Below are 22975 nucleotides of genomic sequence, written 5' to 3'. Positions count from 1 at the left end.
CTGCGCGGCGGCTCGTGCCCCGCTCAAGACCGCCGCGCCAGGCGCATGCGCATCTGCTCCTTCTCCGGACCTTCGGCGTCGAGCAGGTACCTGAACTCGCCAGCCACGAGCGTGGCCACCGCAACGCCGTCGCGATACAGCACACGGTTGCCCGTCACCGCGGGCACCTTGTCACCCGGCAGCAGCGTGCCCACCAGATTCAACGGGTCGGTGCCCGCCACACAGGCATACGCACCGTCATTCGCGTGACGGCGCACTTCGCGCAGCAACGGAATGGCTTCCGGCAACGCGAATTGCTCGCCCGCGAGGCCGTTGACGAAGCGCCCGCCGCGCACCTGTCCGCGCGCTTCGAGCCGTTGCAATACGCGCAGCAGATCCCGCCACGGCGGCAACCATTGCGCTTCGCGTTCCAGCAGGCGCCAGAACACCACGCCGTAACGGCGCAACAGCGTCATGGCGATATGTTCGAGCACTTCCGGCGCAAGCGCAGGCGTGCGGCCCGCAGGCAACGTGGCGGCTGGATTGCTCCCGGCACTCACTGCACTACGGCGTTGCAGGAGTGCCCAGCGCCCCGCGTCCTCCATTCCGCCTATCAGCGCGCCGGCACGCGAGCCGCGCCGGCTGCTGTAATGGGCGTTGCGCTTCGCGACGGGCTTGAGCAGTGCGCGCAATCCCGCAAAACTGTCCGAGTTCACGAGGCCGGTCGCCACCAGTTCGCCCAGCGCGTTTTCCAGTTCGATACGCAAGAGCCGCACGTCGCTCAGCAGTTCATCGAAGAACATCGCGCCATGCTGCAATAGCGCGTCGTAGACGCTTTGCGCGCGCGGCGACAGTTCGGGCTGCTTCGTCTGATCGAGCAGCGCACTCCATATATTGATGTCGCGCCGCGGCAGCAGCACGATCGGCGTGCTGCGCACCGGCGCTGATGCCGCGCGCGAACGCTCGGTCAAACGCGTCCAGACGAGCTTGCCGGAGCGGCATAGTTCGTCGAGCGAAGTAATCGCGTAGTCCTTGAGCCGGGCGGGCAGAATGTCTTCCTCCCACGCGCTTGCCGCCGCTTCGAAACCGGCCATCTGCTCGAGCACCGCAGCCAGCGCGTCGCGACCTGCGCCGCGCGTGTCAGGCGTCAGATGCTGCCATTCAAACAGAAAGCGCATGAAATCGTGCCGTTCGACCGGCTCGATTTCGCGTCGCAGGCGCCGCACGGTATAGCGGTGAATGCGCGCCAACAGATGCCGCTCGCACCATTCTTCGCCTGGCGCGCCGGGGGTAAAGCGGCCGCGCATCACGTAGCCCTGCGCCTCGAGGCTCGTCAGGGCGCGCTCCACCGCCGTGACGGCCAGCCCCAGTGCGCGCGCAATCTCGGCCGCCGGCAACGGGCCGAAGCCGGTCAGCCGGGCGCGCACCACGTCGACGAGTGCGTCGTCCGCGTCCCACGCGTCGGTGAAACCTTTTGGCGCGCTGATGGGCGGCTCGATCGGCGCGTCCGGAAAGATTGCGCGCAAACAGATCAGGCGCTCCGCCGGCAGCCACACAGCGGCGCCGGCCGCGAGCTGCATCTGCGTGGCGCGTCCGGCTGCGGACAGCGCCGTGAGCCACGCCAGCCAGTCCGGATTCTGCTGCGCTTCCTCTTCGCTGATGCACGCAAGGCCGGTCAGCGCCTCATGCATTTCATCGAGGCTACGCGGCTGCGGCCAGGCCTCTTCGCAGACGCCCGCAATGGCGTCCGCGTCCAGCGCGCCAAGATCATCCGTGCTGGCCGGGTCGGACCAGCGCCGGTTCAGCACGGCCTGGGTGCGGCGCTCTTCAATTGGCGCGTCGTCGAGGTAGGCGTAAGGTTTCGCCGTGAGGATTTCGGCAGCCAGCGGCGAGGGCGCAGGCAATTCGCGCGTGACCAGCTTGACTTCGCCCCGCTCGATGCGGCGCAGCAGATGCAGCCAGCCGTCGGTGTCCATGGCTTCGTGCAGGCAGTCATCGACGGTCTGATCGACGAGCGGATGATGCGGCAACTCGCGCTCGCCCACGATGTTCTCCAGGCACGCCGCCTGATCCGGAAACACGGCAGCAAGCAGATCTTCGCTGCGCATGCGCTGAATCTGCGGCGCGGTCTTGCGTCCACCGCTGTAGCGCGGCAACGCGAGCGAGGTGGTGGCGTTCCAGCGCCAGCGCACGCCGAACAGCGGCGCATCGAGCAGCGCCTGAATCAGCAGATGCTCGGCGGTATTCGAATGCAGATAGCGCCATACTTCATCCAGCGCGAAGCTATGACTGCCCGTTAGCGACAGGATGATCGCGTCTTCAGTCGCCGCCGCCTGCAATTCGAAATTGAAGGTGCGGCAAAAGCGTTTGCGCAATGCGAGTCCCCACGCGCGATTGACGCGGCTGCCGAACGGCGCATGAATAACCAGCTGCGTGCCGCCGGATTCGTCGAAGAAGCGCTCCATCACCAGCGCGTCTTGCGTGGGTAGCACGGTCAGCGCCGCGCGGGCGCGCGCGAGATAATCGACGATCTGGCGCGCGGCCGCCTCTTCGAGACCGAGCGTGCTGCGCATCCATTCGATTGCACGTTCGATGCGCGCGGCGATCGTCGCGGGCGATGAGGGCGTCGCCGGGTCCGGCGTCGTGGACGCATTCGCGACGGTTTCGCCACGGGGGCCGGCGCTGGCAGCTGGTGCATCCATGACGGCCAGCTCACGTTCACGCTCATGCTCACCTTCGCGCCGCGGCAAGCGTCGCGACGCGTGCGCCTTCTTCGCAGGCTCGCCATCCTGACCGAGCAGTTCATCAAGCTGTGCCCGCAAGCGCGCCACGCCGAACGACAGCTCGTCGCTGCGCCCCGGCGCTTCGCCCAGCCAGAACGGAATGTTCGGCGGTTGCCCTTGCGCATCTTCCACGCGCACCCGGCCAGGCTCGACGCGCTGAATCCGGTACGACGCGTTGCCGAGCTGAAACACATCGCCCGCCAGACTTTCGACGGCAAAGTCTTCGTTCACCGTGCCGATATTGACCGCCTGCGGCTCGAGGATCACCGCGTAATCCGCGTTCTCAGGGATCGTGCCACCCGAGGTCACGGCAACCAGCTTGCCGCCGCGCCGGCCGCGCAAGGTGCCGCTGACCGCATCGCGATGCAGATACGCGCCGCGCGGTCCGTGGCGGCTCGTATAACCCTGCGCAAGCATCTGCAGCACGGCGTCGTATTGTTCGCGCGAAAGCTCAGCATACGGCGCGGCGCGCCGCAGCAGATCGAACAGCGCGTCCTCGCTCCATTCGGCGCTGGAAACTTCGGCGACGATCTGCTGCGCCAGCACGTCGAGCGGCGCGCGCGGAATTTGCAGCGCGTCGAGTTCGCCGCGCCGCACGCAGTCGAGCAAGGCCGCGCATTCGATCAGATCGTCGCGCGAGGTGGGAAACAGGCGCCCCTTCGGCATGCCGCCCACATGATGCCCCGAGCGCCCGACGCGCTGCAGGAACGGCGCGATTGCGCGCGGCGAACCCATCTGGCAGACCAGGTCCACGTCGCCGATATCGATACCCAGCTCCAGCGACGCCGTCGCGATCAGCACGCGCAACTCACCGCGCTTGAGCCGCTGTTCGGCGTCGAAGCGATGTTCCCGGGCAAGGCTGCCGTGGTGCGCGGCGACGGCTTCCTTGCCGAGCCGTTCGGTCAGATGACGCGCCGCCCGTTCCGCCATCCGGCGCGTGTTGACGAAAATCAGCGTGGTGCGATGCTGCGCGATCAGTTCCGCCAGCCGGTTGTAGACCAGCTCCCACACCTCGTTGGGCATGACGGCTTCGAGCGGCACCGGCGGAATCTCCAGCGCGAGGTCGCGGGCGCGCACATGGCCGACATCGACGATCGCGCAGGCCACCGGCGCCTCGCTCGTGATGCTCGCGCCGCCCACCAGAAAGCGCGCGACGGCTTCGATCGGCTTTTGCGTCGCCGACAGTCCGATGCGCGGCAAGCGCCGGCCGCATAGCGCGTCGAGCCGCTCGAGGCTGAGCGCGAGATGGCTGCCGCGTTTGCTGCCGGCCATGGCGTGAATTTCATCAACGATCACCGTGCGCGTGGTCGACAGCATGCGCCGCCCCGAATCGGAGCCGAGCAGCACATAGAGCGACTCGGGCGTCGTCACCAGAATGTGCGGCGCGCGTTTGCGCAGCGCGCTGCGCTCCTGCTGCGTGGTGTCGCCGGTACGCACGGCGGTGCGGATCTCGAGCGGCGCCAGGCCGCGTCGTTCGAGTTCCGCGGCAATGCCTTCCAGCGGCACTTGCAGGTTTAGCCGAATGTCGTTCGACAGCGCCTTTAGCGGCGACACATATACCACCAGGGTTTCGTCGGGCAACGCGCCGCCATGGGCGAGGCCCAACTGGACCAGTTCGTCGAGCGCGGAGAGAAACGCCGTCAGCGTTTTGCCGGAACCGGTTGGCGCCGCAACCAGCGTCGAGCGCCCGCTGCGGATGAGCGGCCACGCAGCCAGTTGCGCGTCGGTCGGCGCGGGGAACGTTTTCAGGAACCAGCCCGCCACAGCCGGATGAAAGCTATCCAGCACGCTGTTCACGGCAGGCGCGGCAGTGGCGGAAAGGGTCTCGGTGGGGAGCGTCATGCTGCCGTAGATGGGGGCGCGGGCGACCATATCCAGAGGGCGGCGGGTGCCGTCACGGTTGAGGAGTAAGAAGCAAGTCTCGCAGGTTTTGTGCGCCTCTGCCAGGCGACAGCCGGAGCGTGTGGATGAACGGCGCGAGCAGTAGTTTTTGCCGTGCTTTCAAGGCGGCCCTGCAAAATGGGCCGATTTTTAGAGCCTCGCCGGTCGATTGATACAAGCTGCGACTGGCATTCATCGCAGCCGCTGATGAAGCCGCTGCAAGCATTGCGATGCGGGATGACGACGGCCCATCCGTAGCGCGTCATTGACTCTGCTGAAACTTGCGCGCTGCAGTATGCTCGCGAGATTCCCACCCGTGCTGGAGTGCTTGCAATGCGATACAACCAGTTAGGCCGCACTGGCCTGTTTGTTTCTGAACTCTGTCTGGGCACGATGACGTTCGGCGGCGGCGAAGGCATCTGGCGGCAGATTGGCGATCTGCAGCAGGTCGACGCGGAACGGCTCGTTGGCCGCGCGATCGATGCCGGCATCAACTTCATCGACACCGCCGACGTCTACGCGCAAGGCCTTTCCGAGCAGATCACCGGACAGGCGCTGAAAAACCTCAAGGTGCCGCGCGATCAGGTTGTGGTCGCAACCAAAGTGTTCGGCGCGATGGCAGAAACGCCCAACACGCGCGGCGCGTCGCGTTACCACATCATCGACGGCACCAAGGCGAGCCTGAAGCGCCTGCAGCTCGATCACATCGACCTGTACCAGATCCACGGTTTCGATCCTGCCACGCCGATCGAAGAAACCTTGCGCGCACTCGATACGATGGTTCGCCACGGGCACGTCCGTTATATCGGAGTGTCGAACTGGGCCGCATGGCAGATCGCCAAGGCGCTGGGCATTTCCGAGCGGCTGGGCCTCGCGCGCTTCGAAACGCTGCAGGCGTACTACACGATCGCCGGCCGCGATCTCGAACGCGAGCTGGTGCCGATGCTGCAAAGCGAAGGGCTCGGGCTGATGGTCTGGAGTCCGCTGGCAGGCGGCCTGTTGAGCGGCAAATACAGTCGCGAGCAACAGGGCGAGACCGGCAGCCGTCGCACGACTTTCGATTTCCCGCCGGTGAATCGCGAGCGTGCTTACGACTGCATCGATGTGATGCGCGGCATCGCGCAGGCGAAGGGTGTGTCGGTCGCGCAGATCGCGCTTGCGTGGCTGCTGCACCAGCGCGTGGTGATGTCGGTGATCGTCGGAGCGAAGAAAATGGAACAGCTCGACGACAACATTGCCGCCACTCAGGTCGAACTGGGTGCGGATGACCTGGCGAAGCTCGAAGCGGTCAGCACACTGCCGTCGGAGTATCCGGGCTGGATGCTGGGGCGCCAGGGTGAGCCGCGTCGTGCGCAGCTTGAAGAAAGCCGTCAGCGCGGACCGAAGAAATAAGGTGAACGCGAGCTTCCCTGCAGGCTCGCGATGCCTGAGACAAGCGGTGCGGCGCTACGCCAGCAGGAGGAAATCCACGCGCCGCTTGCCTGTTGCAACGTTGCAAACGCAATGAGTTTTCCAATAGCTTTTACTTGAGCGTCAACCGGCTCAGGTCTTGCCGAACCAGTGCCGCTCGATACGGCTGATGAGCCCGCATACCAGCAGCGCGCTGACGGTGCCGAGCGTCACTTCACCCAGCCGAACCAGCGCCACGTCCCACGGCGGCCCCATGCCCGGCACCAGCAGCATGATAGTTGCGGTGATACCGCCGAGGCGTGCCGCGCTTGCCACGTTCGCAATCCAGCAGATCACGATCGCGGCGCCTACCGTTGCGGCGTAGGCCGCAAAATGACCGCCGCCGAACAGGGCGCCGGCGAGCCCGCAGCCGCCCCCGACCATTGCACCGATAAACTGGTCGCGCGACAGGTTACGCGTATCCACGTAGCTGTGCTGGCTGACTGCAATCGCGGTGATGGCGGCCCAGAACGGTTGTTCGACACCCAGCGCCTGGGCAATCGCAAAGGCGATGCTGGCACCAAGCATGGCTTGAATCGCCATCACGCAGCCTTCGAGCAGACGGTCGGGCAGCGGTAGTGCTTTCAGGAACGCAAACAGCGAACTGGCGGCATCCGAGCGCGCTGAGCGCCGATTGCGTGGGGAATCCGTCATGATTTCGTCAGGTAACGCGTGGAGGATGGTCCGGGGGTCTCGTATTCTATCGGGCCGAAATGGGCGCGGGGTGGGACTTGACGCCGCGCGTCAACGCTCGGGGCCGCGCAAGCGGTGATACCAGTTCATCAAGGGCGTCGCCGACACGCCATGAACGACCACCGAACAGGCGACGACCGCCAGCGCGAGCGGCGCGAGCGGCACGATCTGCGCCGCCGGGCCGTGTTCGAGCGCATAGGCGAGATAGTAAAACGAGCCGATCCCGCGAATGCCGAACCAGCTCATCAGGCGGCGCTGCGCATGGGCGGCTCTCGAACCGGTCAGCGACAGTTCGACCGCGACGGGCCGCACCAGCACGAACAGCACGACGATCAGCGCCACGCTTTGCCACGTGAAGAGCGGCATGTGCAACGTCGCGAGCACGTTGCCGATGGTCGTCATGACGGCGGCCTCGGCAATCCGCTCCAGTTCGATGGTGAAGCCCAGCACCGACTCCGCCATATACGCGTGCGCTTTGTCCGGATCCGCCGCGGTGGCGACGACGTCTTCGGAATCGACGGTGCCGATCGCGTTGCGCGGGGAACGTTCGCCGCTTGCCCGATGTTCGACGCGCCGCATTGCGACGCCCGCCGCGAATACCGCGAGAAAGCCGTAGGTCTGCGCCAGTTGCGCGGCGCCGTACGACAGTTCGATCAAACCCAGTGCAAAGAATCCTTCCAGGCCGAGTGCCTGCGCGTGACGGGTGCGCAGCCACGTCACCGCGTGCGTGGTAGCTCCGCCGAGCGCCCCGCCGATCGCCACCGCGCCGGCCACCCCCCACAGCGCGCTGCCGGCGAAGCGCCAGTTGAGCGCTGCGCTTACGCCGGCGCTCATACCGGCGCTTGCGTGCGAAATGGCGCCCCCGCTCGCGGTTGCGGCGCTATCCGGCAACGCGCATAACGCAAGGCCGAGCATTGCGAAAGGCAGTGCGATGCCGTCGTTCACGCCGCCTTCGCCGGACAGGGCAAAGCGCAAAAGGTCGAGGTCACCCGGGTCGTGAACCTGGACGTCGTGTGCGAGCACGGGGTCCGTGGGCGCGAGAATGGCCGCGAGCAGCAGCGCCGCTCCCCAGCCCAGATGCAGCCCATAGACGCCGAACAGCGTGAGCAGCGGAATGGTGATCAGCATGGCGAGCACGCCCAGCCGTAGCGGCAGCCACCATAACGGATCGAAAATCTGCACGCGCAGCCGCAAGCCAATGGCGAAGAGCGACACCAGCAGCGCGATCTCCGTGACGACGCGCAGGATGTGCGCGTCGGCGACCACGTCGATATGCAACAGCGCGGCGCCGCTCGGCCCGAGGGCATAGCCGATCGCCAGATAAAACATCGCGGTGCTGCAGGGCAGCCGCTTGAAGGTGGTGGCCGCCACGCCCATGAAAACGAGCACGCTGCCGACAATGAGAAACCAGAGAGTTTCGTGCATGGGCATCCGGTGAGGCGGAAGCGTCCGCTGGCCCATTTTGAGGGCTAGCCGGCGCGTTCGCCAGTGCGAGGAAACATCGGGCCGCAAGCACGGGCAGCGGACGCACCGCCGCCACGAACTTCGAGGTGCTAAACGCTGCGACGCATCATGAGGTCACGGGTCGCGCCCGAACGCGACGCGCAACTTGCGCCTGGCTTACTGCAGCGTGGCGCGGCGCGCCTTCGGCAGATTCTTGCCCGCGCGGTTGATGTAGAAATTCAGCATCGACATGGCGGATTGAAAGGGCGTCCCCTTGCGACGCTTGCTGTGCGTCGAAGAGCGTTTCAACGATTCGGCAATCGACTCGGCGCTGCCGCTTTTGAAAATATCCGCCTCGATGTCCATCGCGTCGCTGGTTTCCATGACGTGCTGCGACCAGCGGTGGCTCGCATTCGACTGCTTGCTGCTCGCCGTTTTCGCGCGGTGGGCTGCGTGTGCCCGTGCGTGGCGCTGGCGGGGCGGGCGTCCTGATTTCGCGCCCGCAACGGGGCGTTTCGGTTTTCTGCTGACCATGGCTTGCCTCGTGAAGAAATAAAGGCGGACGTGTGCGGCGCGACACCCCGGGCACGACGGCCATGTTCGCGTGTGCGCTCGAGGCGTAACGCGCCCGGCGCCGCGCATGCCGTGTGGCGTCCATGCAGCTTCATGGCAGGCTCATTCGTGCGTCAGCGCTGTCACGAGGTCCGTCACAGCTTGACGCCGCCGGCTTCGGGCGCATCTGAGCTGCCGGGGGGAATGTCACCTGCGCCGACGTCGTCGCGCCCCCAGTACGGCTCGCTGCCGTAATACTGGTGAACCGAAGTGGCCCAGGTTTGATCGGCCATCGACGGCCAATGATTCTTGTCGAAGCCCGGTGCGTTTTTGACGCGCTCGGTGGACATGGCCAGCAGAAAGCATTTGCGCTCGGTGTCGAGCGTCAGCGCGTGCCAGGGAACGGCCAGCAGCTTGTCGCCGATGCCGAGAAAGCCGCCGCTCGACAGCACTGCATACGCAATGCGTCCGGAGCGCACATCCAGCATGATGTCCTTGATCTTGCCGATGTCCGTACCGTCGTCGCTGAGCACCTTGTCACCGTCGAGCGTGCTGGCGGCCATCACGTCCGGGCCCGGACCCGCGGCGCTGCGACCGCCCGTGCCGACGATCCTGGTGTCTGCGCCAGCGCGAGTCTGGTTAAGCGTTGTCATGATGGGACTCCCTCGTTGAGTGACTGTCCCGCTCATCCAGCAACGCGCGTTCCTTCTGTTCGCAGACGTCTGCGCACGTGGCGATTAAAGAGTCGTTGAATTGCGTGCCCTTTTTAAAGCGGATGGCGATTCATTTTCCTGGACGGTCGACGCGAATTGCATTGATCCGATGTTTGCGCGCAGCCTGAATGCAAGGCTTGGCGCGTAAATCCGCGCTCCAGGGTTGCAAATCTTGCGCGGTGGATGGCGCGTGCAGTCCTGTCAGCGGATTCCGTCACTCCAGCCCATGATGTGGAAATAACGGCGGTTAGCCGCCTGTTTCAAGTGGTTTTCCGTACCTTGCTAATACGGCCCGATTCTTGCTGCGTTGCACAGCAATGAAGGCAGGGGCCACCTGCAACAGGCTGCGGCACTGCCGATCGCATTGATGAACTTGCAGCATTTTTCTCCGGAATCAGCATGACCGCGGATCGATTCAATCCGCGCGCAACGCCGCCTCCCCACGGCACGGAACGTCGCGCGCGCTTTCCCTCGCACGACGCGCCGGCTGAGCGCGTCTCGCAGAACGCCCCCGCCAGCCGCAATCGCCCTGCAGTACGCGGTGAGGTTACGCACGTCCAGTCTCTCAGCGTGCCGCAGATTCTGATCGCGCTGCTCGCCGCGCCTTTTGCGTGGCTTGCGCAAGTAGGCGTGGCGCAAACGGTGCAGGACCTGCAGTGCGTCGCGGGTGGCCCACTATTCATCGCCCATACGTTGGCATGGACTCCGCACACAGTGTTGGTCGCAAGCCTGATCTGTCTGGCACTTGGCGGCTACGGAAGCTGGGTCGCGTGGCGCAACCTGTGGCGTACCGCGCGGATTCCGTGGCGCTTTCCCAGCGCCCTCAAAGGCACACGTGCCGAGCGTGACTGGTTCGTATCGCGCGTGTGCGCGATGTCGAGCACGATGTTCGTCCTGGGTCTGCTCGCGACCGATGTGGCGATGCTGATCATCACTCCGTGCAGTCCCTGGTAAAACCTCGCCGACGGCCTGCCGCGCGTCAACCTGATTCGCCCACTTCCGCAGGGTCGGGCAGCTCCGGCAGGTCGTCGTTGCGCACCGGCGGCGCCGGCTGATGAACCGGTTCGTCGCCCTCCGCGTTGGAAGCGCGCTGCGCGCGTCGTGACTCGTATTGGCGTGATGAGTGGGTCATGGTTGCATCCCCTGATGGTCTGATAAAGGCTCTGATAAAGCTGACGAATTTATGTGGGAATCTACGCGGCATGCGACGCATGTCGCATGCCACCAGACCTTTAGAGAACGCAATAGAAGCTGGGAATTGAAAAGAGGGCGCCCCGTTGCGAGGCGCCGCCCGGCGAAGTCAGCCTAAGGACGTGCCGCTACTTCATCCAGATGCAGCAGCAGGTCTGCCGGGTCTTCGTAGACGCGCAGCGCGCCTGCCCGCTCGAGTTCGTCCTGACCGTAGCCACCCGAAAGCACGCCTACGCCTAGCGCGCGGCAACGTTGCGCGGCGAGCATGTCCCAGATGCTATCGCCTACCACCACGCTCTGTTCGATCGGCACGCCCAGTCGATCCGCTGCGGCGATGAACAGATCCGGGTCGGGCTTCGCATACTTGACCTGATCGCGCGTCACGACCACGGATTTCTCAGGATCGACGCCGAGGGCTGCGAGATTGACGGCCGCCGTTTCCATCCGGCCGCTGGTTGCGATGGCCCAGCGGGTTCCGCTCTCGGTGAGCGCCGCAAGCAGTTCGCGTGCGCCCGGCAGCGGCCGGACCTGACCGCCGAGATTTCGATAAGCCTCGGCGTGCCCCTGGCGCAGCCCCTCGATGCGCTCCGCGCTGATGTCGCCATGCGTCTCGCGTAGCAGTTGATGGGTAAAAAGGCCGCCGCTCATGCCGATCTTGCGATGGATACGCCAGACCGACAAGTCGATGCCTTCCTTATCAAGCGCCTGTTTCCATGCAAGGACGTGTTGATACACGCTGTCGACGAGGGTGCCATCCAGGTCGAACAGAAAGGCGGTTTCAATGCGCATGATGCTCCTCCGAAAACGGGTGAGATGAAATGGCTGGGTCGATTGACTGACCTCGTACAGCGGACATTAACGCTATGGTGCACCTTTGTGCCCGCGAGCGGTCGCTTCAGGGAATCGGTCAAGCGAAGCCTGCATGCCTGGACCTGCGCGTGAAGTGTCAATGTTGCCGCGCGGCATAGCGCTTGCTCGACAGATGGGCGGTAGATGGCGAATGTGCCCATCTGCCGTTCACTTTCGTACTCAGGGAGAATCGCAATGAAGTATGTCAAAACACTGCTCGTGTCTGCGTTGCTCGCCGTTTCCGCTGCGGCGCTCGCGCAAAGCGGCAGCGGCAATGGTGGTGGGGGCGGCGGCAATGGTAATGGCGGCAATGGTGGCGGCAACGCGCATGGCGCCGCGACGGCAGGACCGACTACGGGCGGCGATGCGGCGTCGGGTGCCATGAGTTCGAGTTCGATGACGCATCACAAGATGAAGTCGAAGACGAAGAAGCCGATGAACGATACCACCAATACGCCGGGTGCCGATGCGAGCAGCGATACCAAGGGCCACTGAGCAGGTGCATGAGTAAGCGTGCCGCTCTGGCGCGCTTACTGCGGCTGTGCCTGTTGAGCGACGCGGCCGCCCGACGATTTTTTCAGTGCGCCTGATTTGCTCAGGAGTGCAGTGAGTTTAGAGTCGGTCGCGGCACCCTTGCTTTTCGTCGCGCGCCGCCTCGCATCCCTCGCCTTGCGTGCCAGCAGCATCGCGAAGGCCGCTTCGTCGACTTTCAACCCGCGTTTGGGGCGGCAATTGCAGATGCCTTGCAACTCGTCCGCCTCGAATGCGGCTATGACGACCGGGTGGATATAGCATCGCCGGCACACCGCAGGTGTATTGCGAAGTAGCGTCGCGACTTCCTTGACCGTGGCCACGATGTGATGCCGCGCCTCGGCAGCACTGCCGCACAGCAGATGCCGCAAGGCGGCGAACGCGTAGACGCTGCCTGCCCACGTGCGATAGTCCTTGGCGGTGAAATCGGCGTCGCTCGCGCGCTTCAGGTAGTCGTTGATATCTGCGGAGCCGACGGTGTGCCGCGTGCCGTCGGCGTCGATGTATTGAAAGAGGTCGTGCCCCGGCAAATCCGCGCAGCGTCGCACGATACGTTTGACGCGCGGATGATCGATCGTCACATCGTGCTCGATGCCACTCTTGCCGCGAAAGCGGAAACGCACCTGACCCGCTTCGATCTTCAGATGTTTTTTGCGCAGCGTGGTGAGTCCATACGACTGGTTATCGCGTGCGTATTCGGCGCTGCCCACGCGGATTAGCGTCGAGTCGAGCAGTTGCACGATCGCGGCAATCACCTTGTCGCATGGCATGCCGTCGAGCTTCAGGTCGCGCGCCACACGAGCGCGGATCTTCGGCAACGCGAGGCCGAATTGCGCGAGACGTTCGTATTTGTCGGCGTCGCGCGTTTCACGCCAGCGCGGGTGATAACGGTATTGCTTGCGCCCGCGTGCGTCGCGTCCCGTCGCCTGCAGATGTCCGCGCGGATCGGCGCAGATCCATACGTCGACATACGCGGGTGGGATCGCGAGCGCATTGATGCGTGCGATCTCGTCGACATCGTCGATGCGCTTGCCGTCCACATCGAAATAAGCGAAGCCGCTTTGAATCGGTTTGCGTGTGTAACCGGGGCGCGTGTCGTCGGCGTGGCGCAGGCCGGGCGGCATGGTGGCTTGCGCGGCCGGGGCCACCGGGACGCTGGCTGGCGCGGTGGATGGCTTGCGGGCACTTCGGGTGGTGTCAGTCATATTGGCCATCCATCGCTGCGGGTTGGCGCGGCAGGGCGCTGCGCGCGTTGTCTGCCTGTGTGTCGACCGGCATCGCGCCGGCCGTCGGCAGAGAGTGATGCGCGAGCTACAAGCAAGCGCGGTGCCCGTCCTTCGGCGGGCTTGCAATGCGCGGCGGGCTCGCGTGGGGAACGGTCCTTGCGAACCCGCATGGCAGAGCTTGCCTACCACGGAGGTTGATATGAGCAGCACGCTGAACCCCGATGCTGAACCGCAGCAGCAGATCCATGAAACCGGGGGCACAACCGGCGCGTCAGGGCCGAGTGACTCGTCCGACAGCGGCAGCGACGTGGCGGGCGCGAGGCGCCACGAATTCGACGTCGACTCTGAACTCGACAACCACGCACTCGAGACCGGCGACACCCAGCTCGGCAGCGGCACGGATCGCCATGGTACAGGCGAACGCGCTTCAGCCGACGGCGACGCCACACTGGAAGTGGATGCGGACATCGAACCCGATCGCATCGATGAACCTGCTGAAGCGCCGGACGATGCAGCGCACGAGGAAGGCGCTTCAAACGACTCATGACATTCTCGCCGCCACCTGGGCATGCCTCTTGCTCATTAGCCTTTGAAACGGCTCGTAGCGTGAGCGCATGGACTCGAGGCGGCATCCGTCCTCACTCTCGAAGCAAGGAGAAATTCTATGACCAGGTCACTTCAGGGCTGCAAGGTAGCGGTTCTCGCGGTAGATGGTTTTGAACAGGCGGAACTGATTGAGCCGCGGCGTGCCCTCGCGGAAGCAGGCGCGACCGTACACGTCATTTCGCAAAAGCCGGGCAAGATCCAGGGCTTCAGGCACGTGGACAAAGGCGATGCTGTCGATGTGGATACGACCTTCGACAAGGCAGTTGCCGCCGATTACGACGGCGTCGTGTTACCGGGTGGCGTGGTAAATGGCGATGCGATTCGTCTGTTGCCCCAGGCGCAGGCCTTTGTGAAGGCCGCGAACACCGCGCACAAGCCGATTGCAGTGATTTGCCACGGCGCGTGGCTGCCGGTGTCCGCCGGCATCGTCAAGGGCCGCACGGTCACGAGCTGGCCGAGCCTGCAGGACGACATTCGCAATGCCGGAGGCACCTGGGTTGATCAGGAAGTGGTCGAAGACGACAACTTCATCACAAGCCGTAAGCCCGACGACTTACCCGCGTTCAACAGAACGTTGATCGCGCAACTAGAGAAGCAAAGGACTGCATAGCGGTATAGGCGACCGTCCGGTAGAGAAAGCGTGCTGGCGGTGGCTATTCCTGTTCCGTCCGCCGGCCGCTCGACCAGGGAGAAAGTGCATGAAATTCCGGTATTCCGTACACGCCACGGTGGTTGAGCCAGCTTTGAGCACGGCGCCGTTCACTTCGCCTTATGCGCCGAGCGGTGATGCGAATACCGCTTCGCCCCAGGCTTCGGCGGCTGACGAAGCTGCATCATTCAGGCGGCCCGCCGGCCGCCATCACTTCGCGCTCGCGCAACAACTGGCCGGCGGTGCACAGAAGAGCGCTGCGTCATGAACGCGATTTTGCCGCGGCCCGCCTATGAGGACGGCACCATGCACATTACTTTTCCTGACGATGCACCGGGGTTCGACGGTTCGAATCTGACCGTGCAATTCATGGCGAGCGTCGACGGCGAGCCAGTCGTCTGTGCAATTACCGCCGAGGCCCTCGAAGATCACTTCGGTGCCGAATCCGTGCTGGAGGATCAGCTGCTCGCCGCGTTTCAACAGGGGCGAGGGCGGATCCGCTCGGTCTGCGCCGAGGCGCTCGATCAGAACGACGGCGGCAGTGTCGTACTGCACAGTGGTCTGTTCCGGGTCGAAGACATGGAGCCGGGTCACGGTAACCCGGCCTGAAGGATGTGAGCGCAACCCTCTTCCGCGATGCAAGGAGGTTTTATGTCACTCATCGTCGCTGCACGTTTCACTACGTTTCCCCAGGCTGAAGAAGCCGCCCAACGATTATTCAAAAGCGGTTTCGTCGAAGAGGACGTGACGCTGTTCTTCGTGAATCCGGGTGGCCAGCATGCACGCTATCCGATTGGCGGCGATACCGGCACCGACGCGGGCGCCGCTGATGCGCCTAAAGGCGCGGGCAAGGGCGTGACGATTGGCGCCGTGGTTGGGGCGGTGATCGGCGTTGCCATCTTCGCTCTTTTCAAGGCGCCATTGCTGGTGTCGCTGATTGCAGCGGGCGTGGGCGCCTATGTCGGGTCACTCGTGGGTGCGATGTCGCATACGCGTGATGGCGGCAAGCTGGGACGTCGACGGATGGGCGATCGTGACACGCGCGATTCAGGTGTGCTGCTGGCGGTCCACGTTTCGCCGGACAGCCAGTACGATGCGGCACGCCTTCTGCGCGACGCGGGCGGCGATTCGATCGAGCGTGCGACTGGCCGCTGGCAACAAGGCCGCTGGGCCGACTTCGATCCGACACGTCCGCCGCGGCCTGTTACGGAATTTAGTGAAAAGCGTGCTTGACCGTTAAAAAAGGAGCGGCGGTCCATTGCATGCGGCCGCCGCGCGCCAAAACCATGCTTTCGTGGGCTATCGTCTAAACCCAGATTCGCGCCGCCGGTTGCGGCGTGCGCTGAGTGCCATCTACCGGCCGCTCGCTGCGCAGGGTAGCGCAAGCAGCCGGCACAAGTCCTTGATGCGGCGCATCGCAGGACAGCCTTTGCGTGGTGTTCTGCTGCGGCGCCTTCAGCAGGTATTCGCGGATCTGCATGACGGCCGCGGACGTCACAATCGCCACGGCCAGCAGAAACTCCGCTTTTCGGATCTTCATGATGTAGCTCCCTTTGTCGATGTTCTGCCCATTGCTTTTCGCTGTGCATCCGGCCAGCGCGGTGCTCGACATGCGCCTGTGCCGTTGGGGCTGCGCATTAATCAGCAACATCTATGCCATTTGCCGAGGCGAAGGCGGAAGCCCTTCTGGCGCGGGGCTGAGGCTCACTGACGGCGGCGCGCCCTGGCAACATTTACCCCGGCGCGTAAGTTTGTCAGGCCTGTGGCGGCTACCCTGAGCAACGTCGTGCGCCGGGAGCGCACATGCCGTGCGGACGGAGCCGGGCATGCGTCGTGCGCAACCCTGGAGGTAGCAGCCGTTGCCGCTGGCAGCGGATTCCATGAACCACGCGAACCCCGGAGGAACAGCATGACTAACGTTACTTCTGTACTGAACGATCTGGTTGAAACGTCTAAGGATGGTGAACGTGGCTTTCGCAAGGCCGCCGAAGATGCACACGATGCACAACTCAAATCGATGTTCGTAGCCAAAGCCGAGGACTGCACGCGCGGCGCGCGGGAACTGCAGGACGTCGTCCAGAAACTGGGCGGCAAGCCGGAAACGGGCGGCTCGATGAGCGGCGCATTGCATCGCGGCTGGACCGACCTGAAGTCGGCAGTGACAGACCGCAGTGACTACGACATTCTGGCCGACTGCGAGAAGGGCGAGGACGTCGCGAAGAAGCGCTACGGCGAAGCACTGACGAAGGACTTGCCGGCGGATGTGCGGACCGTGGTGGATCGCCAGTATCAGAACGTGCTACGCAATCACGATCAGATCCGCGACCTGCGTGACCAGTTCGCCGCTGCACGGCGCTAGGTAAGCGAATGGGTCACAGGTGCGCCATTCAACTGCGACGAGTCAAAGGCGCTTGAACGAAGTCGCCTGAAAAGAGAAGGGGCCTTTCGCTTGGCGAACGGCCCCTTTTTCATGCAGGCGCCGGATCATGTCGACGCCTTAAATGAAGCAGCCTGCTTAGTCGGCCACGACCTTCAGATGGTTCTTCACGCTTTCCACGCCCTTCACGTTCTGAACGACGTCTTCAGCCGCCGACTTGTCGTCCGCGCTCGGTACCGTACCCGTGAGCCACACGACGCCCTTGCGCGTCTTCACGTGAATGTGGGTCGATTTGACATTTTTCGCGCCTAGCAGGTCCGCCTTCACCTTGGTCGTGATCGTACCGTCATCGATATGCTGGCCCACGCTTTCCGAACTGGCCGTCGGTGCGGGTGCGTTGGTTTGCGCGGTGGCGTTCAGGGCGAAAGTGACGCATGCAATGCTACCGGCAGCCTTGAGGAAGTTAAGGGTCTTCATAGGGTGCTCCTTCGTGTTGTTGATAAGAGTTGCGGTCTTGTTGCCTGTGCGGTCGATCGCGGCTCGGGCCGCTGGTGACTCGCGTGGGATCGTTGCCGCTACGGTTCCATCAGGCCCGTTATCGACATCGGATGTTTCGCCTCTCCCAGGATCCTGTTACTTCCGGCAGAGTGCGGCCATCCGTCCACACTCTCTCCGTCCGCAATGAGTGTGCCCGGATACGCAAAAATAAATCGTGCACTTCGCGGGATGCGTTGCCACGCGGCGGCCCGCCGCCGGTCGCGGGTGGTACACGCGGGCGCGGTGCCCCGCGGGGCGCGGTTGGCACGCCACCCGCAATTTTCCGGCCCGTTGTAAAAAGCGGCGCAGACAGGGTCATGCAGGGTGGGTCAGCAACACGCAAAGCCGATAAAAAACAGCATGTTGCGAGAGCTGGTACGGCAGTTGCTGTATGTGAGCCACACGCCTTTTCAGACCTATTTACAGGACCTCACTACAATGCCGCCTTCAATCGAACTTCGCACAAGGCAGTCGCTCGCACTGACACCGCGCTTGCAGCAGTCGGTGCGGCTGTTGCAGCTGTCGTCCCTTGAATTCCAGCAGGAGCTGCGTACCGCGCTCGACACCAATCCGTTCCTCGAGTACGACTCGACAGACACGGAAGACGTTGCGCTTGCAACTTCTTCGACAGGCGACGACAGCATCCAGGTTGCGACCGGCGAGACCGCCACTGCCGCTGAACCGGAAGCGATGATGGACACCGCCGTGTCCGACCCCGGTGAAAGCTCGGCACAGGACGAAGCCGGTGGGGAAGGCGGAGACTATTCCGCCGAATTCTCCGGTGATTCCTATAGCCGCAGTTCGTCGCGCCAGAATGGCGACAGCGACGGCAGCGACCCGGCCGACTGGGCGCGCGCGCAACCGACGCTGCGCGAACAATTGCATGATGCATTGAGGCTCTATCGTCTCGATCAGCGCGACCGCGAAGTGGCGCGCTTCGTGATTGAGGCGCTGGATGACGACGGTTATCTGCGGCAGGACCTCGGTGATCTCGCTGCCATCGTCGAGCTCGAACCCGCTCTGACGGAAGAAGAATTGCTGGTGGCGTTGCGGCTCGTGCAGTCGCTGGATCGTCCGGGTCTCGGCGCGCGATCGCTGTCGGAGTGTCTCGCGCTGCAATTGAATGCCATGCCGCGCGATGTGCCGGGCCGCGAGGTGGCGCTGCAGGTCGTCGAGCATCATCTTGAACGCCTTGCACGCCGCGAGCAGGCCGAATTGCAGAAGCAGATCGGCTGTTCGGCGGAAGAGTTGCGGGTGGCATGCGCGCTCGTGCGCAAGCTCGATCCCAAGCCGGGTAACTTCTACGGCCGCACCGAAGACAACTATGTGGTACCGGACGTGATCGTCCGTCAGGTGCGCAACAAGTGGATCGTAACCATCAACCCCGCGGTGCAGCCGCGCGCGCGGATTCATCGCATGTACGCCGAGTTGTTCGCGCAGTCGGCCGGCGCAAGCCGCTCGCCGCTTGCCCAGCAACTGCAGGAAGCGCGCTGGCTGATCCGCAACGCGCAGCAGCGTTTCGATACGATCCAGCGCGTGGCCGAATGCATCGTTGCGCATCAGAAGGCGTTCTTCCAGTATGGCGAGATTGCCCTCAAACCGATGGTACTGCGCGATGTCGCCGAAGAACTGGGCTTGCACGAGTCCACCATCTCCCGCGCAACGGGCAACAAATACATGGCGACGCCGCGCGGCATCTTCGAATTCAAACACTTCTTCCCGCGTGAACTCGGCACGGAGAGCGGCGGCACGTGTTCGGCGGCTGCGGTGCGCGCGCTGCTCAAGGAAATGATTGCGGCTGAGAACACGAGCGATCCGTTGTCGGACGTCTCGCTCGCACGCATGCTGGCCGAGCAGGGCGTTCTGGTGGCACGCCGTACGGTCGCGAAGTACCGCCACCTGATGAAGGTCCCGCCCGCCGAATTGCGCCGGCAAGTCTAGGTTTATCCGCGGCGCCACTCGGCGCCGCTTCTCTTTGCATCAGCCTGAGCCAATCCCTCGCAGATTTCCACGCGGCGTCGGATCCTTGCAACGTGCCCGCAAGGATGGACGTTTTGCACGCCTGCCATTACATTGATGCCCTTGGTGCCCGGTCGCCGGAAACTGCCTGTTTCACGCAGGCGTCATGCGAGCGCATGTCCGGTGCCGGGCTGATTCTCACTGACACTGCGAGGTCGTCGGTAAATCACTGGAACATGATGTGCCGGTACGCACGGCACACTAAAACTGCGGTTCAGACAGGGCGGGGAGCTGGACTCTGTATGAGCTGCGAGGAGCGTGGATGAAATATTCAAGTCTGGTCGAGCGCCTGCAGGGCAAGCGCACTTCTGCGTGGGAGATTCATCACGCCGCGCAACAGGCCCGGGCGCGGGGCGAGGACGTGATCGTGCTAAGCGTCGGCGATCCGGATTTCGCCACACCCGAGGTCATCGTCGAACGGGCCGTGGAGGCGTTGCGTAGCGGCGATACGCACTACAGCGCGGTGGTGGGGCGTGATCCGCTGCGCGCTGCGATCGCGGCCGAACATGCACGTACCACCGGTCGTGCCACCGCCATCGAAAACGTGATGCTGTGTGCCGGCGCGCAGAACGGTATCTTCGCCGCGTCGTTGTGCTTATGCGAAGCGGGTGACGAGGTGATCGTGCCCGAGCCGATGTATCTCACGTATGAGGCCTGCGTCCGTGCATCCGGCGCGACACTCGTCCCCGTGCCGGTGGATGCGAAGCGGGCTTTTCATCTGGATTGCGACGCGCTCGAAGCTGCGATAACGCCGCGTACCAAGGCCATTTTCTTCGCCACGCCGTGCAACCCCACCGGCGTCGTGATGCCCCGCGCCGATCTGGAGCGCATCGCACAACTGGCGCTCAGGCATGACCTGTGGGTGCTGTCCGATGAGGTTTATGCCGACCTCACGTTCGAACGGGAACACGTCAGCATCGCATCATTCGACGGCATGGCCGGGCGGACCGTGACGATCGCCAGTCTGTCGAAGTCCCACGCCATGGCGGGCTGGCGAGTGGGCTGGGTGATCGGGCCGCAGGCGCTGATCGGCCACCTCGGGCGGCTCGCGCTCTCGATGCTCTATGGCTTGCCCGGCTTCATCCAGGAAGCGGCCTTGACGGCGTTTGAGCACAAGGCAGAGATCGTCGCCGGGATGCGCGATGTCTATCGGCGCCGCCGCGAGGTGGTCTATGAACGGTTGAGCCGGGTAGCCGGGCTGCGCTGTCTGTTGCCGGAAGCAGGCATGTTCATGATGGTCGACGTGAGCGGCACGGGCCTGGATACCGTCGATTTCACATGGCAGCTGTTTCGCGCGCAGGGGGTATCGGTGCTCGACGCGAGCGCCTTCGGGGAAACGGCAAACGGTTTTGTGCGGCTCGGTTTTGTGGTCGACGAGGCACGTCTGGCCGAGGCGTGCGACCGGATCGCCGCGTTCGTCAGCAGCCTGCAACTGCAAACGCGCTCGGGTTGAAGCAGCCTTGACAGGATGTTTACGCCAGGCGCCCCGGTTTTTGTTCGTCCGCTATGCCGTTGCCGGTACTGTCTATCGCACGCGATTCAACAGCGAGCGATATGCAGAGCAAGTACACAAGCAGAACGAAAAGATGCCGGGCGGCTCACATTCCATGGCTAACACGCCTTCTGCGCACGACGCTAGGCGGCCTGGCATTGTCATGTGCCGCCAGTACGATCCACGCGGCCGAACAGCCGCAAATCAACGATGCGCCCGTGGCCGCCAGCGAGACTGCGTCCGGCGGCTCCTCGTCACTGGTTGAGATTGCAACTATCGTGTCGGGGCAGTTTCGCGTGGCGCGTGGCGAGTCGCTCGCCATCGCCCAGGCCGTGCTCGATGCGGCCAATCGCTTTACGGTCTCGCCGGTGCTGTTGCTCGGCGTGATCGCCACTGAATCCGGCTTCAACCGCCGCGCGGTCAGCTCCGCAGGTGCCCGCGGGCTCATGCAGGTTTTGCCGTCGGCCCATCCGCAACTCGTCGCGGGCGGCAAGGATCTGTCCGATCCTGTCGTCAACGTGACGATCGGCTCGTCGATCCTGCGCGGCTATCTTGACGATGCCGGTGGCGATCTGAACTCAGCGCTGGCTCGCTACAGCGGCGGCGGCAAAGGCTATGCACGGCGTGTCGCATTGCATATGCAGCAGTTCTCGCAGAGCTTGCATGCACAACCGGATGGTTACACCCGGCTGGCGCTGGTGGAATCGCGTTGAAGCATGGTGCGGGGCTTGAGCAGTCTGTTTGAGGGCTCTCTCTTCTGACCCGAGCACAATCGCGGGCGTTCTGTGTCTGAGTGGTCTGCCTTGCAGCGCTCCCTCTCGCGCGCGAGGGCGGACGCTATAATTGCGGCGTCCGGTTAGCAGCCGCTCTGCCGGGAACAGCATGATGCTCCGCTGAGCGGCGGGCCGCTGCCGCAGGTTCTAGCGCATCCACGCCACCCAATCTCGCCCATGCAATTTCACCCGATTCAGTCTTTCACGCGCAAACGGCTGTCCGATGTCGTCTCCGATCAGATCAAACGGCTGATTTCGGATGGCGCGCTGATGCCGGGTGACCGGCTGCCTGCCGAACGCGATCTGGCGATGCAGCTCGGCGTATCGCGGCCATCGTTGCGGGAGGCGCTGATCCGGCTTGAAGCGGACGGCTACATCGAGACGTCGGGGCGGGGCGGCTTTACGGTGGTGGACGTGACCGCACCGATCATCTCGAAGCCGCTTGCTGAACTGCTGCTGCAGAATCCGCGCACCAGTGCCGATATTCTCGAACTGCGCCAAGGTCTGGAATCCATCGCGACGGTCTACGCCGCTGAGCGTGCCACGGCTGCGGACCTCGAAAAAATCCGCGCCGCGTTCGAGGAGCTGAAGGCGTGCGCGCTGTCGGAAGACCGCGTGAACCTCGCCGAACTGGATGCCGCGTTTCACCTGGCCATTGCCGACTCGACGCACAACATCGCGCTTGCGCATGTCATGCATGGCATTCATACGCTGATTCGCGAAGGGATGCGGCAATATCACCGGCTCATTGATTACGACGACGCGAAGGAAACGCAACTGCTGGCGCAGCATCAGGCGATCTTCGATGCCGTGATGGCGCGCGACGCGCAAAAGGCGCGAAAGGCAGCTGAAAGCCATCTGATCTATGTCCGCGCGTTGTACGAAGAAGACGGGGCACGGACGTCATAGGCCCTGATGGGCCCATGCGCGCTTGCAGCGCCGCTTCACGCTGTCGCCAATCCCTCAATTGCTGATTGACACGCTTCGCCTCGTTCCTTATCCTCTTGGTCAGACCAACATTACCAGTCATACAGATTGATGATGTATGCGGAAAGACGCGTCAAAAGGTCGGCCTGCGGGCTATGTCGTGCGTCGATGCACGGCGCTGGCGGCTCTTGCGCGTGCCGGATCACGCTGGTGGCTGAACCCCATGATTTCGCAGTAGAGTGGGCGTATCAGCGCGGACATCACCGGCAACACCTCGTCTCTTCAACAAGCTGGCCCCCGAAACC

At 63.9% G+C, this 22975-nt stretch carries 23 protein-coding genes; 13 read left to right on the top strand and 10 right to left on the bottom strand.

All coding sequences use genetic code 11. From position 1 onward, the window contains the following. Positions 1-23: 23 nt before the first annotated feature. On the bottom strand, positions 24-4604 hold the full coding sequence (locus VGH41_RS24715; RefSeq protein ID WP_331600286.1) for a DEAD/DEAH box helicase: 4581 nt from the start codon (positions 4602-4604) through the stop codon (positions 24-26). Positions 4605-4976: 372 nt separating this feature from the next. Between VGH41_RS24715 and VGH41_RS24710 the strand changes: the two genes are divergently transcribed. After that, on the top strand, positions 4977-6035 hold the full coding sequence (locus VGH41_RS24710) for an aldo/keto reductase (RefSeq protein ID WP_331600285.1): 1059 nt from the start codon (positions 4977-4979) through the stop codon (positions 6033-6035). Positions 6036-6185: 150 nt separating this feature from the next. Here the strand turns inward: VGH41_RS24710 and VGH41_RS24705 are convergent, their stop codons facing one another. From VGH41_RS24705 to VGH41_RS24690, 4 genes are all read right to left on the bottom strand, one after another. Continuing rightward, positions 6186-6746 (bottom strand): FUSC family protein, encoded by a 561-nt coding sequence (locus VGH41_RS24705; protein WP_331600284.1) that lies wholly within the window; start codon positions 6744-6746, stop codon positions 6186-6188. Positions 6747-6836: 90 nt separating this feature from the next. Next, positions 6837-8210, bottom strand: a complete 1374-nt coding sequence (locus VGH41_RS24700; protein WP_331600283.1) for a cation:proton antiporter — start codon at positions 8208-8210, stop codon at positions 6837-6839. 195 nt (positions 8211-8405) lie between these two features. After that, positions 8406-8762: a DUF3175 domain-containing protein gene (locus VGH41_RS24695; protein WP_331600282.1), complete on the bottom strand. Its 357-nt coding sequence runs from the start codon at positions 8760-8762 to the stop codon at positions 8406-8408. A 173-nt stretch (positions 8763-8935) separates the two neighbouring features. Then, positions 8936-9433, bottom strand: a complete 498-nt coding sequence (locus VGH41_RS24690) for a PRC-barrel domain-containing protein (RefSeq protein ID WP_331600281.1) — start codon at positions 9431-9433, stop codon at positions 8936-8938. A 459-nt stretch (positions 9434-9892) separates the two neighbouring features. Here VGH41_RS24690 and VGH41_RS24685 point away from each other — a divergent pair, with 459 nt between their 5' ends. Then, positions 9893-10447 (top strand): hypothetical protein, encoded by a 555-nt coding sequence (locus VGH41_RS24685; protein WP_331600280.1) that lies wholly within the window; start codon positions 9893-9895, stop codon positions 10445-10447. Between the two features lie 25 nt (positions 10448-10472). Here the strand turns inward: VGH41_RS24685 and VGH41_RS24680 are convergent, their stop codons facing one another. Then, positions 10473-10625: a hypothetical protein gene (locus VGH41_RS24680; RefSeq protein ID WP_331600279.1), complete on the bottom strand. Its 153-nt coding sequence runs from the start codon at positions 10623-10625 to the stop codon at positions 10473-10475. A gap of 173 nt (positions 10626-10798) precedes the next feature. Then, positions 10799-11473 (bottom strand): HAD family hydrolase, encoded by a 675-nt coding sequence (locus tag VGH41_RS24675; RefSeq protein WP_331600278.1) that lies wholly within the window; start codon positions 11471-11473, stop codon positions 10799-10801. A 255-nt stretch (positions 11474-11728) separates the two neighbouring features. On the opposite strand from VGH41_RS24675, the gene VGH41_RS24670 reads away from it, so the two are divergent. Continuing rightward, positions 11729-12028 (top strand): hypothetical protein, encoded by a 300-nt coding sequence (locus VGH41_RS24670; protein WP_331600277.1) that lies wholly within the window; start codon positions 11729-11731, stop codon positions 12026-12028. 35 nt (positions 12029-12063) lie between these two features. Here VGH41_RS24670 and VGH41_RS24665 read toward each other — a convergent pair whose 3' ends face one another. Further along, entirely contained in the window at positions 12064-13269 is a 1206-nt protein-coding gene (locus tag VGH41_RS24665; RefSeq protein ID WP_414696708.1) for a DNA topoisomerase IB, read from the bottom strand. 220 nt (positions 13270-13489) lie between these two features. Here VGH41_RS24665 and VGH41_RS24660 point away from each other — a divergent pair, with 220 nt between their 5' ends. The 5 genes from VGH41_RS24660 (at position 13490) to VGH41_RS24640 (ending at position 15778) form a co-directional block, all read left to right on the top strand. Continuing rightward, the gene (locus tag VGH41_RS24660) at positions 13490-13837 is read left to right on the top strand and encodes a chemotaxis protein (RefSeq protein WP_331600275.1); all 348 of its coding nucleotides are present in this window, start codon (positions 13490-13492) and stop codon (positions 13835-13837) included. Positions 13838-13954: 117 nt separating this feature from the next. Next, positions 13955-14506, top strand: a complete 552-nt coding sequence (locus VGH41_RS24655) for a type 1 glutamine amidotransferase domain-containing protein (protein ID WP_331600274.1) — start codon at positions 13955-13957, stop codon at positions 14504-14506. A gap of 88 nt (positions 14507-14594) precedes the next feature. Then, complete coding sequence (locus tag VGH41_RS24650) at positions 14595-14813, top strand: hypothetical protein (RefSeq protein WP_331600273.1); 219 nt, start codon at positions 14595-14597, stop codon at positions 14811-14813. Then, positions 14810-15154, top strand: coding sequence for a DUF1488 domain-containing protein (locus VGH41_RS24645; RefSeq protein ID WP_331600272.1), 345 nt, complete (start codon positions 14810-14812; stop codon positions 15152-15154). Before VGH41_RS24650 ends, VGH41_RS24645 begins: the two co-directional genes overlap by 4 nt. Positions 15155-15196: 42 nt before the next feature. Beyond that, positions 15197-15778: a glycine zipper domain-containing protein gene (locus VGH41_RS24640; protein WP_331600271.1), complete on the top strand. Its 582-nt coding sequence runs from the start codon at positions 15197-15199 to the stop codon at positions 15776-15778. A 73-nt stretch (positions 15779-15851) separates the two neighbouring features. Here VGH41_RS24640 and VGH41_RS24635 read toward each other — a convergent pair whose 3' ends face one another. Then, the gene (locus tag VGH41_RS24635; RefSeq protein ID WP_331600270.1) at positions 15852-16157 is read right to left on the bottom strand and encodes a hypothetical protein; all 306 of its coding nucleotides are present in this window, start codon (positions 16155-16157) and stop codon (positions 15852-15854) included. Between the two features lie 297 nt (positions 16158-16454). Here VGH41_RS24635 and VGH41_RS24630 point away from each other — a divergent pair, with 297 nt between their 5' ends. Next, complete coding sequence (locus VGH41_RS24630; RefSeq protein WP_331600269.1) at positions 16455-16904, top strand: PA2169 family four-helix-bundle protein; 450 nt, start codon at positions 16455-16457, stop codon at positions 16902-16904. A gap of 156 nt (positions 16905-17060) precedes the next feature. Here VGH41_RS24630 and VGH41_RS24625 read toward each other — a convergent pair whose 3' ends face one another. After that, the gene (locus VGH41_RS24625; RefSeq protein WP_331600268.1) at positions 17061-17399 is read right to left on the bottom strand and encodes a BON domain-containing protein; all 339 of its coding nucleotides are present in this window, start codon (positions 17397-17399) and stop codon (positions 17061-17063) included. Positions 17400-17897: 498 nt separating this feature from the next. Here VGH41_RS24625 and VGH41_RS24620 point away from each other — a divergent pair, with 498 nt between their 5' ends. The 4 genes from VGH41_RS24620 (at position 17898) to VGH41_RS24605 (ending at position 22652) form a co-directional block, all read left to right on the top strand. Next, positions 17898-19400, top strand: coding sequence for an RNA polymerase factor sigma-54 (locus VGH41_RS24620; RefSeq protein ID WP_331600267.1), 1503 nt, complete (start codon positions 17898-17900; stop codon positions 19398-19400). 340 nt (positions 19401-19740) lie between these two features. Then, on the top strand, positions 19741-20931 hold the full coding sequence (locus VGH41_RS24615; RefSeq protein WP_331600266.1) for a pyridoxal phosphate-dependent aminotransferase: 1191 nt from the start codon (positions 19741-19743) through the stop codon (positions 20929-20931). Between the two features lie 257 nt (positions 20932-21188). Next, positions 21189-21683, top strand: coding sequence for a lytic transglycosylase domain-containing protein (locus tag VGH41_RS24610; RefSeq protein ID WP_331600265.1), 495 nt, complete (start codon positions 21189-21191; stop codon positions 21681-21683). 237 nt (positions 21684-21920) lie between these two features. Beyond that, positions 21921-22652 (top strand): FadR/GntR family transcriptional regulator, encoded by a 732-nt coding sequence (locus VGH41_RS24605; protein ID WP_331600264.1) that lies wholly within the window; start codon positions 21921-21923, stop codon positions 22650-22652. The last annotated feature ends 323 nt before the right edge of the window (positions 22653-22975 follow it).

Source organism: Paraburkholderia sp., assembly GCF_036488795.1.
Classification (GTDB): domain Bacteria; phylum Pseudomonadota; class Gammaproteobacteria; order Burkholderiales; family Burkholderiaceae; genus Paraburkholderia.
This window is presented reverse-complemented; position numbering and strand designations above follow the sequence as displayed.